Here is a 13,526-nt window from a genome sequence, read left to right on the forward strand (position 1 = left end):
TTAAATTAACAAGGAAAACATACAATGGAAGCACAAAACCCGATGTCCACGTTATTTATTTTCGTGATTTTTGGTTTAATTTTTTACTTTATGATTTATCGCCCGCAAGCTAAACGCAATAAAGAACATAAAAAATTGATGTCTGAGCTTGCAAAGGGTACTGAAGTTTTAACTGCTGGTGGTTTAATCGGCAAAATTACTAAAGTAACTGAAGGTAGCGATAGCATCGTGATTGCGTTAAACGACACGACAGAAATTACGATTAATCGTAACTACATTGTGAGCGTTCTTCCTAAAGGTTCATTAAAATCACTTTAAGAGTAATGTTAAATTATTTTCCAGAGCCACGAATTGTGGCTCTGTGCGTTAGAAAAGGAAAACTATGTTAAACCGTTATCCATTATGGAAGAATTTGATGGTTATTTTTATTGTGGCCATCGGGATTTTATATTCTCTTCCAAATATTTATGGTGAAGATCCTGCGGTTCAAATTTCTGGTACGCGCGGTCAAGAAACGAATACGAGCGTGCTTGGACAAGTTCAAGATGTGCTTAAAACCAACAATCTTCCAACCAAATCTATCGTGCTTGAGAACGGCTCAATTCTAGCTCGTTTCACTAATACCGATGATCAACTCCTCGCTAAAGATAAAATTGCTGAACGTCTTGGCAATAATTACACCACTGCATTAAACCTTGCTCCGGCCACTCCAGCTTGGTTAAGCATGTTTGGTGCTAACCCAATGAAATGGGGATTAGACTTACGTGGTGGGGTTCGTTTTTTGATGGAAGTCGATATGAATGCTGCACTTGTAAAACGCCAAGAGCAATTACAAGACAGTTTACGTAACGAACTTCGTAAAGAAAAAATTCAATATACGGCAATTAAAAATACTGAGCATTTTGGCACTTCTGTCACATTGGCCGATGCAAGCCAACGCTCTAAAGCGGAACGTATTATTCATCAGTTGCATCCAACCTTAGATATTACAGAGTTGGATAACGATAGTATCAATTTAGGTCTTTCAACTTCAGCATTAAATGAAGCACGTGACTTAGCAATTGAGCAAAACTTAACGATTTTACGTAAACGTGTTGCTGAATTAGGGGTATCTGAGGCAGTTATTCAACGTCAAGGCGCTGAACGTATTGTAATTGAATTACCAGGTGTTCAAGATACTGCTCGCGCAAAAGAAATTTTAGGGGCAACTGCAACGCTTGAGTTTCGTATTGTAAATCAAAATGTTACGGCCGATGCAATTTCTCGTAATATGTTGCCAGCTGATTCGGAAGTTAAATATGATCGCCAAGGTCATCCTGTTGCATTATTTAAACGCGCGGTATTAGGTGGTGAGCATATCATTAATTCAAGTTCTGGTTTAGATCAGCATTCAAGCACCCCACAAGTGAGTGTAACCTTGGATGGTGAAGGTGGTGAGATTATGTCTCAAACCACCAAAAAATATTACAAGAAACCAATGGCAACGCTTTATGTTGAGTATAAAGATAACGGTAAAAAAGACGAAAATGGTAAAACTATTTTAGAAAAACATGAGGAAGTGATTAATGTGGCGACGATCCAAGGTCGTTTCAGTTCTAACTTCCAAATTACTGGTGTTGATAGTATCGCGGAAGCGCGCAATCTTTCTACCTTATTGAAATCTGGGGCATTAATTGCACCAATTCAAATTGTTGAAGAGCGTACAATTGGCCCATCTTTAGGGGCACAAAATGTGGAGCAAGGGATTAATGCGAGCTTTTGGGGACTCATCGCTGTGATTGTCTTTATGCTGTTCTACTACAAAATGTTCGGTATTATCGCAAGTTTTGCTTTGGTCATTAATATTGTGTTGTTAGTCGGTTTGATGTCTATTTTACCTGGTGCGACACTTTCTATGCCAGGGATTGCCGGTATCGTATTAACATTAGGTATGTCGGTGGATGCAAACGTATTGATTTTTGAACGTATTAAAGAAGAAATTCGTAATAGTCGTCCAATTCAACAAGCAATCAACGAAGGTTACAACGGGGCTTTTACCTCTATTTTTGATGCTAATTTAACGACAATTTTAACCGCAATTATCTTGTATGCTGTAGGGACAGGCCCAATCCAAGGATTTGCAATTACACTTTCACTTGGTGTGGCAATTTCAATGTTTACCGCAATTACAGGAACACGTGCATTAGTTAATGCGCTTTATGGCGGCAAACAACTTAAGAAATTATCAATTTAGGTAGGGAACGATGAAAATTTTTGCAAAAGATAAAGACGGACATTTTATCCGTGAAATCAATGGGATTAAACTCCCGTTCCCATTGACTGAATTTATGAAACTGCGCAAATTGGGCTATATTTTTTCCGCACTTTTAATGGCTGTTTCACTATTTTTTATTGTATCAAAAGGCTTTAACTGGGGATTGGATTTTACTGGTGGGGTTGTTTTTGATACCCATTTTTCACAATCTGCAGACTTAGAAAAAATCCGTGGTAAGCTCCATGAAAATGGTATTGAAAGCCCAATTGTCCAGACAACGGGTTCTGTTCAAGATGTCATGATTCGTTTACCAGCTACGGACAATGATTCAGGAATTGGCGATCGCGTAAAAGGAATGCTCCAAGAAATAGATTCTGGCATTAAGATTCGTAGTGTCGAATTCGTTGGACCAAACGTAGGGGAAGAATTGGCTCAAGGCGCGGTCTATGCGACATTAGCAACATTAGCGATGATGCTAGTTTATGTAGGTTCTCGCTTTGAATGGCGTTTAGGTTTCGGCGGTATCGCATCCCTTGCGCATGACGTAATTATTACTCTTGGTGTGTTTTCAGCGTTACAAATCGAAATTGATTTAACATTTGTTGCAGCGATTTTGTCTGTTGTGGGTTATTCTATTAACGATAGTATCGTGGTCTTTGACCGTGTGCGTGAAAACTTCAGAAAAATAAGACGTCTAGATACGATTGATATTATTGATGTTTCTTTAACGCAAACTTTATCAAGAACCATCATGACCTCAGCTACAACATTAATTGTTGTTGTTGCATTGTTCTTTTTTGGCGGGCCATCAATTCATAATTTCTCTTTAGCGTTACTTGTGGGTATTGGATTTGGTACATATTCTTCAATCTTTATTGCAATTGCAATCGCATACGATGTTGGATTACGCCGTGAACATATGATCCCGCCTAAAGTAGATAAGGAAATTGATGAATTACCGTGATTTCTTGATAATCAACTAAAAGTAAGCCCCAGACTATAATTGTCTGGGGCTATTTTTTATTTAGATTCTTTGCTTTGAATAGCAGCGAAAATAACTTACCTTCGTTTAACAGTAAAATATTATTTTACGCGAGATACGTATTCGCCAGAACGAGTATCGACTTTGATTACTTCACCGATTTGAACGAAAAGAGGTACTTTTACTACTGCACCAGTGCTTAATGTTGCTGGTTTACCGCCAGTACCTGCTGTATCGCCTTTAAGACCTGGATCTGTGTCGACGATTTCTAATTCAACAAAGTTTGGTGGAGTAACAGTAATTGGCGCGCCATTCCATAAAGTCACGATACAATCTGCTTGGTCTAATAACCATTTTTCAGCATCGCCTACTGCTTTTGCATCAGCAGAGTATTGTTCAAATGTTTCTGGGTGCATGAAGTACCAGAATGCATCGTCTTTGTATGAATAAGTTAAGTTAAGATCCATAACATCAGCAGCTTCAACTGAAGTACCAGATTTGAAGTTTACGTCTAATACTTTGCCTGAAATTAATTTACGAATACGAGTACGGGTGAAAGCTTGACCTTTACCTGGTTTTACGAATTCATTTTCAACGATTACGCAAGGTTCACCGTCTTGCATAAATTTTAGACCTGGTTTGAAATCACTGGTAGTATATGTAGCCATATTTTTAATATCCTAAAAATTAGAGATGGTTTGAAAAGTGCGTATTTTAACCCAAGAACCCGTCATTAGAGAAGAACAAAATTGGCTCACAATTCTAAAAAATGCGATTTCAGATCCTAAATTATTGCTAAAAGCCTTAAATTTACCAGAAGATGATTTTGAGCAATCCATTGCTGCGCGGAAACTTTTTTCGCTTCGCGTACCACAACCTTTCATTGATAAAATAGAAAAAGGTAATCCGCAAGATCCTCTTTTCTTGCAAGTTATGTGTTCTGATCTAGAGTTTGTGCAAGCCGAAGGATTTAGTACTGATCCATTAGAAGAAAAAAATGCCAATGCGGTGCCGAATATTCTTCATAAATATCAAAACCGCTTGCTCTTTATGGCGAAGGGCGGTTGTGCGGTGAATTGTCGTTATTGCTTCCGCCGACATTTTCCTTACGATGAAAACCCAGGAAATAAAAAAAGCTGGCAACTGGCATTAGATTACATTGCGGTGCATCCTGAAATTGAAGAAGTGATTTTTTCAGGTGGCGATCCTTTAATGGCGAAAGATCATGAGTTAGCGTGGTTAATAAAACATTTGGAAAATATACCGCACTTACAGCGTTTGCGTATTCACACTCGTTTGCCCGTTGTGATTCCGCAACGGATTACTAATGAATTTTGTACCTTATTAGCAGAAAGTCGATTGCAAACAGTTATGGTGACACACATTAATCACCCAAATGAAATTGATCAAATTTTTGCTAATGCGATGCAAAAATTAAAAGCCGTGAATGTCACGCTTTTGAATCAATCCGTTTTGCTAAAAGGCGTGAATGATGACGCGCAAATTCTAAAAATATTGAGCGATAAACTTTTTCAAACAGGAATTTTGCCTTATTACTTGCATTTGCTAGATAAAGTGCAAGGAGCGAGTCATTTTCTGATTAGCGATATTGAGGCTATGCAAATTTATAAAACCTTGCAATCTCTTACATCTGGCTATCTTGTTCCCAAACTCGCACGAGAAATTGCTGGCGAACCAAATAAGACTTTATACGCGGAATAAGATCCGATAAAATATCGCGTAGTTTTTTCGCCGCACTCCCGCGGCTAATTAACATGAATAACAACAAGTATCAGGAGTAATCCAGTGGATTCTATGAATAAAAATCAAAATGAACAATCATCTCAAGATGAATTAGATTTAGGTCTTAATCAAGTTGAACCAATTACGCCAAAGAAAGTGGTGCAACCTAGCGAGTCAATTTTTGATAAAGCAAAAGGTTTATTTGCTAAAAAAGATCATGTAGAAACAAATTTTCATGAGCGTAAAGAACCCACTTTTGGGCATACTCCAGCTCAAGAAAGCGCGCCTTTTATTTCTAGCGAAACATTGAGAACGGAACAAGAGCCTGTTATTCAGACTGTATCTTCAGAAGAGACAATATCTGCTGTTGAAGAAGAAATTAAAACTGAAACGATTGCTACAGAAACTGTTGAGCAAGCGGAAAAACGAACTTTAAGCCAACCGGAAAAATGGAAAGTGTTGCAAGTATTACCGGCAAAACATCGCCGTTTATTTATGGCTATTTTGGCGTTGGTCATTTTATTAATTATTTTCTTTGCATTAAAACCAAGTTCTGACACCGTTGAGTCTTTCACTCAATCTAACAGCAATGAAATCCCAGTGCAGTTCCAATCTTTAGATCAAAATCAACCAGTTGAAACCACGATTTTAGATAATCCTCCTGCACAAAATCAGATGGCTGCAGAGCAAGCTAACCAACCTGAAAATGCGCCAAAAGCAGATGAATCGGCTAATAGTGCGACTGCTCAAAATCAACCTGCAGAAAACATGGCTGCTCCACAAAACATGGCTCAAGCTCCAGCTCAAACCTCCAATACAATGGATTCAGCTTCAGCTAAACCTATGCAAGCAGCTCAACCTGAGCAATCACAAACTCAAGCTCAACAAGCTCAAGCGGAACAGCCAAAAGCGCCAACTGTTGTAGCTCCAGTTCAACCAGTGAAAAAAGTAGTAGAACAACAAGTTACACATAAAGATATCGAGAAAAAAGAAGTGAAAGTTGCTGAAAAAACACATGTACCAGCAAAAGCAACTGAACAAAGCGTCGCTAAAACAGTAGGAAAAGCACCTATTGTTGAAGCAAAACCGATTCAAGTTAAAAAAGAAACTAAAGTTCAAATTGTTGATGCAAAACCTGCAACGAAAGCAGCACCAACTGCATCGGCGAAAACATTAACTGTGCCTAAAGGCGTTTCTCTTATGCAAGTATTCCGTGACAATCAACTTAATATTTCGGATGTTAATGCAATGAGTAAAGCAGCGGGCGCTGGAAATGTTTTAAGTAGCTTTAAACCAGGTGATAAAGTTGCAGTATCCGTAAATAGCCAAGGGCGAGTAAATGAAATGCGTTTATCTAATGGTACGCGATTTGTTCGTCAGTCTGACGGTTCTTATGAATATAAAAAATAATTTTTAGGGCGAGCAATCGCCCATTTTTCTTTTGCAAGTAGGATTTTATGTTTAAAAAAACGTTTCTAATTTTAACCGCACTTTGCCTAGTAGGTTGTGCTCAAAGTGGTTTACCAAAGAAGCCAGAGCCGCAAAAGATGCAGGTGGAAAAAGTAGATAAAGCTTTGCAAAAAGGTGAAGCTAAAGTTTATTTGTGTAAAGATGATAAGCAAGTTCGTATTGTTCATTCCACTCAAAAAAAACGTAAAAAATCATTGCATCACATTACGGTGACTTTCAATTCTATGTCAGAAAAATTGACATTAATGATTTCTGAGCGCGGTAAAAATTACGGCAATATTCGTTGGACATGGCAAGAGCGCGATGATTTTAGTGTGCTAAAAACTAATTTAGGTGAAATTTTAGCGGAACAATGTGTGTTACAACCCGTAGAGCGTTTATCCGGTAATTAATTGTGCAAACCGAACTCCAACGAGGCTTTATTCTTCATCGTCGCCCTTATAGTGAAACGAGTCTTTTAGTCGATTTGTTTACTGAAGAAAGCGGTCGCCTAACCGTGATTGCCAAGGGGGCACGAGCAAAGCGTTCATCTTGGAAGTCGGTTTTGCAGCCTTTCACACCTTTATTGTTGCGTTGGACGGGAAAAAGCTCATTGAAAACCCTCACTAAAGCAGAACCCGCCGCAATAACACTTCCTTTACAACAAACCGCACTTTATAGCGGTTTTTATGTGAATGAGTTACTGACTCGTGTCATTGAGCCTGAAACGCCGAATCCTTCGCTGTTTCAACATTATTTAAAATGCTTAACAGGCTTGGCAACTGAAACCAACGTTGAGCCAACTCTGCGTCTTTTTGAATTTCAACTTTTACAAATTCTCGGTTACGGCGTGGATTTTCTGCATTGTGCAGGGTCTGGCGAGCCAGTCGATTTCTCAATGACATATCGTTATCGTGAGGAAAAAGGGTTCATCGCGTCCTTAGTGAAAGATAATCTCACTTTTTACGGAAGAGATTTGTTAGCCTTTGAAGCTCTTGATTTTTCTGATGATGCGGTACGTCAAGCGGCAAAACGTTTTACTCGTATTGCACTGAAACCTTATCTTGGCGATAAACCGTTAAAAAGCCGAGAATTATTCTCACAGCACATTCTCTTGTTAAAATGATTTTTTAAAAATGTAAAGCAAAAATAAAGGCAAACAATGTTTGCCTATGAGGTTTATTCTGAACCGTTTTCTTTTATTCCCGCTTTTGTGCTAAAAAATAATCCAGCAAAGCCGAAAACAAAGAAACTTATTGCAGAATAATATACTAGCTGAATGCAATTTAAGATAGGCATATTTTCATTATTAAATGTAAGAACATCGCCTAAGGTAAAAGTATATCCAACACTTAATGACACAAGTGCGATAATTTTTCCAATTGTTCTTTTTATATTCATTACTTTTAATCCCAATAATGCAATTAAAGGTAAAACTATAAGAATTACAGAACTAATAAATAGATCATTCATTTTACTATTTCTTATTGTTTTCTAACATTTCGCAACTATCAGAATGGCCATTTTTACAAGCTTTTTGAAGCCATAATATTGCTTTCTTTTTGTTCTTCTTAGCTAAATGACTATAGCCGAGGAAAAATTGAGCCATTACAACAATCTCTTGGTTGTATTCAGTAATAGGTGTGTTTGCTACAGGTTCAGCATATTCTATAGCTTTAGAATAATTACGTGCTTCCACTTCATTCACTGCCTGCATTAAGCGATCCGACATTGCTGCTGCTATTTTTGATTGTTCAGCAGTCCATGCAGAAGTGTAAGTAGATACGCTTATTAATGATAAACCTAGTAATATTGTCGTAACAGTTATTTTAAACTTGTTCATTTTTCATTCCTTATTATAGAAAATTTCTTAGTAAGATGTTTTGTGTTATCTCTGTAAAGAGATAACACCAGTAAGTATACTTACTGGAAAATTGGCTATAAAAAGAGTATAAAAAACAGCGATTACTCGCTTATATAAAGATGGAAATATCACAGATGGTACAGTAAATGCGGTTGCCACTTACACCTTTTCTTATCAGTGATTTACTCTAAATAAAAATTATGCCAATATTTGCGGGGTCAACGTGTATTGATTCCATCAAATGGAATATCAATGAATAACTATTCTGCAATGTGTATACTTAACTGATTTGGCGTAATTCTTCTTCAAACAATGGTTCTTCTTTATACCCCAAAGCAAAAAACAAAAAATGTTCAAACCATTACGGCTGATATTCTTGATTTAGATTATCAAGGTTTAGGCGTAGCGAAAATTAATGGTAAAACTTGGTTTATTGAAAATGCACTTCCGAACGAAAAAGTGGAATGTCGTATTCTGGAAGATAAACGACAATATGGGCATGCTATGGCAAAAAAATGGCGAGTAAAAAGTTCTGAACGTTTAGAACCTAAATGTGCTCATTTTATGCGTTGTGGTGGTTGCCAAGGGCAACATATTCCTATTGAAATGCAGAGGAAAGCGAAAGAATCTGCATTGTTTAAACGATTAAGTAAATTACAGTCAGCGCCGATTTCATTTCAACCTATGATTTGTGGCGATGCTTGGGCATATCGTCGTCGTGTGCGTTTGAGTTTATGGTTTAATCCAAACACAAAACAAATCGAAATGGGCTTTCGTCAGAAAAATACCAACGATTTAATTACTGTTCAATCTTGCGAAGTGGCAGAACCTGCAATTAATTATTTACTGCCTAAATTAACCGAACTTTTAGAACAATTCTCTGCGTCGAAACAGCTTGGGCATATTGAACTTGTGGCGGCCGATAATGGCGTCGCAATGTTGTTACGTTACACCAAAAACCTTTCGGAAATTGACCGCACTTTATTGCTCAAATTTGCTGAACAAGAAAAGTTAATGTTGTTTTTACAAAGCGATGAAGGCATTGAACAAATCTATGGCGATTCACCTTATTATCAATTTTCTGATGGCATAAAATTACATTTTGATATTCGTGATTTTATTCAAGTAAATCGTGCATTAAGTGAACGTATGGTCAATACAGTCTTGGATTGGCTTGAATTGAACCAACAGGATTGCGTGCTAGATTTATTTTGCGGTATGGGAAATTTTACGCTTCCTCTCGCCAAACGCGTGAAAAGTGCGGTAGGAATTGAAGGTGTTTTTGAAATGGTCCAAAAAGCGGAGCAAAATGCCGCAAGAAACCAAATCAAAAATATTGAATTTTTCCAAGCGGATCTTGACCAATCTTTTGTTGAACAACCTTGGGCACGTCAGTCGTTCAATAAAATCTTGCTTGATCCTCCCCGCAGTGGCGCAGCTTTCGCGTTAAATGCTTTGTGTGAGCTGAAAGCTGAGAAAATTTTATATGTGTCTTGTAATCCCGCAACATTAGTGCGCGATGCAGAAATTTTACGTGATTTTGGCTACAAGATTGAAAAAAGTGCGGTGATAGATATGTTCCCTCATACGGGACATTTGGAATCGATAACGTTATTCACTACAAAATAACTCGGTTATTCGGTACAATATCCACCCAAAATAAAAGCGACAGGAAGTTGCTTGCTCTTCATCAACAAGGGGGTGTTATGGTTGCTGTTCGTGGTTCTCATTTGTTAAATCCGCAGGATTTTGTGATTGAACAATGGTGTGCTGGCTTAAAACTGGCAGAACAAACAGAAAAAAGTTTGAACGATGCGTGGTATTACGCACGTGACTTAATGAGCACCCATCCCGATGAAATGAAGAATGCTACCTTGATGCTCCAGTCTGGCGTGGAAATGGTAGAAATTTTGCACGAACTTAATATGGATGCGGAAACATTGCTTACTGCAATGTTGTTTCCTATCGTTGCAAATAAATTAACAGACTGGGAAAGCCTAAAAGAAAAGTTTGGTGCGAAAATAACTAAATTACTTAAAGGCGTGTTGGAAATGGATAACATCCGTCAACTCAATGCCAGTCATTCCGCTAACGCGTTACAAGTGGATAATGTTCGCCGTATGTTGTTAGCGATGGTGGACGATTTCCGCTGCGTAATCATTAAACTTGCCGAACGTATTACTTTCTTGCGTGATGCAGAGCATCGTTGCGCAGAGGAAGACAAAGTCCTTGCCGCCAAAGAATGTTCTTATATTTATGCCCCTCTTGCCAATCGTCTTGGGATTGGTCAGTTGAAATGGGAGTTAGAAGATTACTGCTTCCGTTATCTTCATCCTGAACAATATCGTGCTATTGCTAAATTATTGCAGGAACGTCGTCTTGATCGTGAACATTACATTGCTGATTTCGTCAGTGAGTTGAGCGGTTATTTACGTGAAAATATCGAGCAAGTTGAAGTCTATGGTCGTCCGAAACATATTTACAGTATTTGGCGCAAAATGCAGAAAAAGCATCTTGAGTTTAGCGGTTTATATGATGTAAGAGCGGTCAGAATTATCGTGCAAAAATTACAAGATTGTTATACCGCACTAGGGATTGTTCATACTCAATTTAAACACTTACCCAAAGAATTTGACGATTATGTCGCAAACCCGAAACCGAACGGTTATCAATCTATTCATACTGTTGTTTTAGGTAAAGGTGGCAAGCCAATTGAAGTGCAAATTCGAACCCAACAAATGCATGATGATGCAGAGTTAGGGGTGGCGGCTCACTGGAAATACAAGGAAGGTAATACGGGCAGCATGTCTGCCTACGAAGAAAAAATTGCATGGTTGCGCAAATTGCTGGCTTGGCAAGATGATATTACGGATTCTGGCGAAGTGATGGCAGAGCTGCGTAGCCAAGTGTTTGACGATCGTGTATATGTGTTTACGCCAAAAGGCGAAGTAGTGGATTTGCCAACGGGATCTACACCATTAGATTTTGCTTATGCAATTCATAGTGAAATTGGTCATCGCTGCATCGGGGCAAAAGTGGCAGGGCGTATTGTTCCATTTACCTATCAGCTACAAATGGGTGATCAAATTGATATTATTACCCAGAAAAATCCGAACCCGAGCCGCGACTGGCTAAACCCAAATTTAGGATTTACTCACACTGCAAAATCTCGAGCCAAAATTCAAGCGTGGTTTAAAAAACAAGATCGCGATAAAAATATTCCAGCGGGTAAAGAATTACTCGATAATGAACTAGCGCGTTTGAATTTAAGTATAAAGCAAGTGGAACCTTATGCGTTACCACGCTATAACTTGAAAAATTTGGACGATCTTTATGCGGGTATTGGCAGTGGCGATATTCGTTTAAATAATTTAATCAATTTCTTGCAAAGTAAATTGATTAAAGTGACCGCTGAAGAAGCTGATCAGGAAATTTTACGCCATGTTGCTAACAAAAGTGCGGTAAATTCTCAGCAGAAATCTGAGAAAAAAAATGGCTACGTGATTGTGGAAGGTGTGGGCAATCTTATGCATCATATTGCACGTTGCTGCCAACCCATTCCTGGCGATGCGATTGTTGGTTATATCACAATGGGGCGTGGTATTTCTATTCACCGAGCGGATTGTGAACAGTTCTTAGATTTGCAAGCTGCTCACCCTGAGCGCGTGGTGGAATCCATTTGGGGCGAAAATTACGCAAGTGGTTTCCATATTAATATCCGTATTGTGGCAGGCGATCGCAATGGCTTATTGCGTGATATTACGACGGTTCTAGCTAATGAAAAAATTAGCGTGTTAGGGGTGTCAAGCCGTGCTGATACCAAAAAACAGCTTGCTACCATTGATATGGAAATTGAACTCCATAATGTTGAAAGTTTGAGTAAAATATTGGCTCGATTAGCAAAATTAGATGATGTTATCGAAGCGAAACGTTTATAAAAATAGGAAAATTTATGTATAAAACGACGGGGCTAACCCATTTAATCAATTCCACTAAATATTCATTACAAGGCTTAAAAAGTGCGTTTAAAAATGAAACGGCTTTTCGCCACGAATGTTTTTTAGCCTGCATTTTAATTCCTCTTGCTTTCTTTTTAGGCGAAACAAAAATAGAAATTATCTTGATGATTTCTTCTGTTTTGCTTGTGATGGCGTTAGAACTTTTAAACAGTGCGGTGGAGGCTGTTGTCGATCGCATTGGTACAGAACGCCACGAACTTTCAGGGCGTGCGAAAGATCAAGGTTCTGCATCGGTATTTATTGCTCTTTGTATTGTTGCTATTGTTTGGGGGGGAATCCTATTTTTCTAACATACGGAATATTTTTTAAGGTACAGTATATTTTGGGGCGGCTTATGGAAACATAAGCCGTTTTTAATTATTCATTTTACTTTTGGGTATAATTTCTTGAGCCAAAAATAGCGGTACCAATTCTTACCATTGTTGATCCACATTTAATTGCGCTCGGCATATCATCCGTCATTCCCATAGAAAGTGTATCAATTTGTTGATTGGGTGAGGCTTGTTTAAGTTGTTCAAATAGATCTGACATTTTTCTGAACATGGCTTCTTGTTCTGCGATGTTATCGGTCGGCGCAGGTATTGCCATTAAGCCACGTAGGCATAAGTGCGGTAAATTTTCGATGTGTTTTGCCAGTGTTAACATTTCCTCAGGTTGAATACCAGATTTACTTTCTTCATCGCTGATATTAATCTGAATCAAGACATTCAATGGTGCTTTGTTAGTCGGTCGTTGTTCATTTAAACGATCTGCAATTTTTGCTCGATCAAGCGTTTGCATCCAATCAAAATGTTCTGCCACGAGACGGGTTTTATTCGATTGTAATGGACCGATAAAATGCCATTCAAGGTTAATACCTTGCGATTCAAAATATTGGATCTTTTCTATACCTTCTTGCACATAATTTTCCCCAAAGGCTATTTGTCCAGCTTGATAAGACGAAAGAATAGCGGAAATAGGTTTGGTCTTAGATACGGCAAGTAATTTTACGGTATTTTGATTGCGTTTAGCTTCTTCGCAAGCCGTTTCAATTTTTTGATGAATTAGGTTGAGATTATGCTGGATATCCATAGGTTCTCCTTTATAAAAGTGCGGTTAGTTTACACGAAATTTATTTACTGAGAAAATTTCTGAAAAATTTGTCACTTTCTGTTTGACAAGCTCGGGAAATTTCGGTATTTCTTTACGCATTCGTTTTTCAAGATAAAACACAAT

General features: G+C 38.2%; 14 protein-coding genes. 10 read left to right on the top strand and 4 right to left on the bottom strand.

Going from position 1 to position 13,526, the window contains the following annotated elements:
* Window positions 1-24 precede the first annotated feature (24 nt).
* From yajC to secF, 3 genes are all read left to right on the top strand, one after another.
* A complete protein-coding gene (gene yajC, locus FE813_RS05770; protein ID WP_005631054.1) occupies window positions 25-318 on the top strand; it encodes a preprotein translocase subunit YajC in 294 nt (97 codons plus the stop codon).
* A 64-nt stretch (window positions 319-382) separates the two neighbouring features.
* Window positions 383-2,233 carry a protein translocase subunit SecD gene (secD, locus tag FE813_RS05775; RefSeq protein ID WP_139989830.1) on the top strand — a complete coding sequence of 617 codons (1,851 nt, stop codon included), beginning with the start codon at window positions 383-385 and terminating at the stop codon, window positions 2,231-2,233.
* Window positions 2,234-2,243: 10 nt separating this feature from the next.
* The gene (secF, locus tag FE813_RS05780) at window positions 2,244-3,218 is read left to right on the top strand and encodes a protein translocase subunit SecF (protein ID WP_139989831.1); all 975 of its coding nucleotides are present in this window, start codon (window positions 2,244-2,246) and stop codon (window positions 3,216-3,218) included.
* Window positions 3,219-3,337: 119 nt separating this feature from the next.
* On the opposite strand, the gene efp is transcribed toward secF, so the two are convergent.
* Window positions 3,338-3,904: an elongation factor P gene (gene efp / locus FE813_RS05785; protein ID WP_005635150.1), complete on the bottom strand. Its 567-nt coding sequence runs from the start codon at window positions 3,902-3,904 to the stop codon at window positions 3,338-3,340.
* 37 nt (window positions 3,905-3,941) lie between these two features.
* Between efp and epmB the strand changes: the two genes are divergently transcribed.
* From epmB to recO, 4 genes are all read left to right on the top strand, one after another.
* Complete coding sequence (gene epmB, locus FE813_RS05790; RefSeq protein WP_139989832.1) at window positions 3,942-4,958, top strand: EF-P beta-lysylation protein EpmB; 1,017 nt, start codon at window positions 3,942-3,944, stop codon at window positions 4,956-4,958.
* Window positions 4,959-5,042: 84 nt separating this feature from the next.
* Entirely contained in the window at window positions 5,043-6,389 is a 1,347-nt protein-coding gene (gene oapA, locus FE813_RS05795; protein WP_139989833.1) for an opacity-associated protein OapA, read from the top strand.
* Window positions 6,390-6,436: 47 nt separating this feature from the next.
* A complete protein-coding gene (locus FE813_RS05800; RefSeq protein ID WP_118855516.1) occupies window positions 6,437-6,841 on the top strand; it encodes an Opacity-associated protein OapB in 405 nt (134 codons plus the stop codon).
* A gap of 2 nt (window positions 6,842-6,843) precedes the next feature.
* The gene (recO, locus tag FE813_RS05805) at window positions 6,844-7,554 is read left to right on the top strand and encodes a DNA repair protein RecO (RefSeq protein WP_114908633.1); all 711 of its coding nucleotides are present in this window, start codon (window positions 6,844-6,846) and stop codon (window positions 7,552-7,554) included.
* A gap of 53 nt (window positions 7,555-7,607) precedes the next feature.
* On the opposite strand, the gene FE813_RS05810 is transcribed toward recO, so the two are convergent.
* A complete protein-coding gene (locus FE813_RS05810) occupies window positions 7,608-7,901 on the bottom strand; it encodes a hypothetical protein (RefSeq protein ID WP_139989834.1) in 294 nt (97 codons plus the stop codon).
* 4 nt (window positions 7,902-7,905) lie between these two features.
* Window positions 7,906-8,271 (bottom strand): SEL1-like repeat protein, encoded by a 366-nt coding sequence (locus tag FE813_RS05815; RefSeq protein WP_139989835.1) that lies wholly within the window; start codon window positions 8,269-8,271, stop codon window positions 7,906-7,908.
* A 333-nt stretch (window positions 8,272-8,604) separates the two neighbouring features.
* On the opposite strand from FE813_RS05815, the gene rlmD reads away from it, so the two are divergent.
* From rlmD to FE813_RS05830, 3 genes are all read left to right on the top strand, one after another.
* The gene (gene rlmD, locus FE813_RS05820; protein WP_139989836.1) at window positions 8,605-9,921 is read left to right on the top strand and encodes a 23S rRNA (uracil(1939)-C(5))-methyltransferase RlmD; all 1,317 of its coding nucleotides are present in this window, start codon (window positions 8,605-8,607) and stop codon (window positions 9,919-9,921) included.
* A 77-nt stretch (window positions 9,922-9,998) separates the two neighbouring features.
* Window positions 9,999-12,230, top strand: coding sequence for a GTP diphosphokinase (gene relA, locus FE813_RS05825; RefSeq protein WP_139989837.1), 2,232 nt, complete (start codon window positions 9,999-10,001; stop codon window positions 12,228-12,230).
* 14 nt (window positions 12,231-12,244) lie between these two features.
* On the top strand, window positions 12,245-12,601 hold the full coding sequence (locus FE813_RS05830; protein WP_139989838.1) for a diacylglycerol kinase: 357 nt from the start codon (window positions 12,245-12,247) through the stop codon (window positions 12,599-12,601).
* 76 nt (window positions 12,602-12,677) lie between these two features.
* On the opposite strand, the gene FE813_RS05835 is transcribed toward FE813_RS05830, so the two are convergent.
* A complete protein-coding gene (locus tag FE813_RS05835) occupies window positions 12,678-13,382 on the bottom strand; it encodes a YggS family pyridoxal phosphate-dependent enzyme (protein WP_139989839.1) in 705 nt (234 codons plus the stop codon).
* Window positions 13,383-13,526 lie beyond the last annotated feature (144 nt).

Source organism: Haemophilus seminalis (assembly GCF_006384255.1).
Lineage (GTDB): Bacteria > Pseudomonadota > Gammaproteobacteria > Enterobacterales > Pasteurellaceae > Haemophilus > Haemophilus seminalis.

Bases quoted from the DNA above. Each gene is read 5' to 3' on its own strand.
- FE813_RS05835 (WP_139989839.1), bottom strand. From the start codon at position 13,382: ATGGATATCCAGCATAATCTCAACCTAATTCATCAAAAAATTGAAACG.
- efp (WP_005635150.1), bottom strand. From the start codon at position 3,904: ATGGCTACATATACTACCAGTGATTTCAAACCAGGTCTAAAATTTATG.
- FE813_RS05815 (WP_139989835.1), bottom strand. From the start codon at position 8,271: ATGAACAAGTTTAAAATAACTGTTACGACAATATTACTAGGTTTATCA.
- yajC (WP_005631054.1), top strand. From the start codon at position 25: ATGGAAGCACAAAACCCGATGTCCACGTTATTTATTTTCGTGATTTTT.
- FE813_RS05800 (WP_118855516.1), top strand. From the start codon at position 6,437: ATGTTTAAAAAAACGTTTCTAATTTTAACCGCACTTTGCCTAGTAGGT.
- secD (WP_139989830.1), top strand. From the start codon at position 383: ATGTTAAACCGTTATCCATTATGGAAGAATTTGATGGTTATTTTTATT.
- relA (WP_139989837.1), top strand. From the start codon at position 9,999: ATGGTTGCTGTTCGTGGTTCTCATTTGTTAAATCCGCAGGATTTTGTG.
- secF (WP_139989831.1), top strand. From the start codon at position 2,244: ATGAAAATTTTTGCAAAAGATAAAGACGGACATTTTATCCGTGAAATC.
- FE813_RS05830 (WP_139989838.1), top strand. From the start codon at position 12,245: ATGTATAAAACGACGGGGCTAACCCATTTAATCAATTCCACTAAATAT.
- rlmD (WP_139989836.1), top strand. From the start codon at position 8,605: ATGGTTCTTCTTTATACCCCAAAGCAAAAAACAAAAAATGTTCAAACC.
- FE813_RS05810 (WP_139989834.1), bottom strand. From the start codon at position 7,901: ATGAATGATCTATTTATTAGTTCTGTAATTCTTATAGTTTTACCTTTA.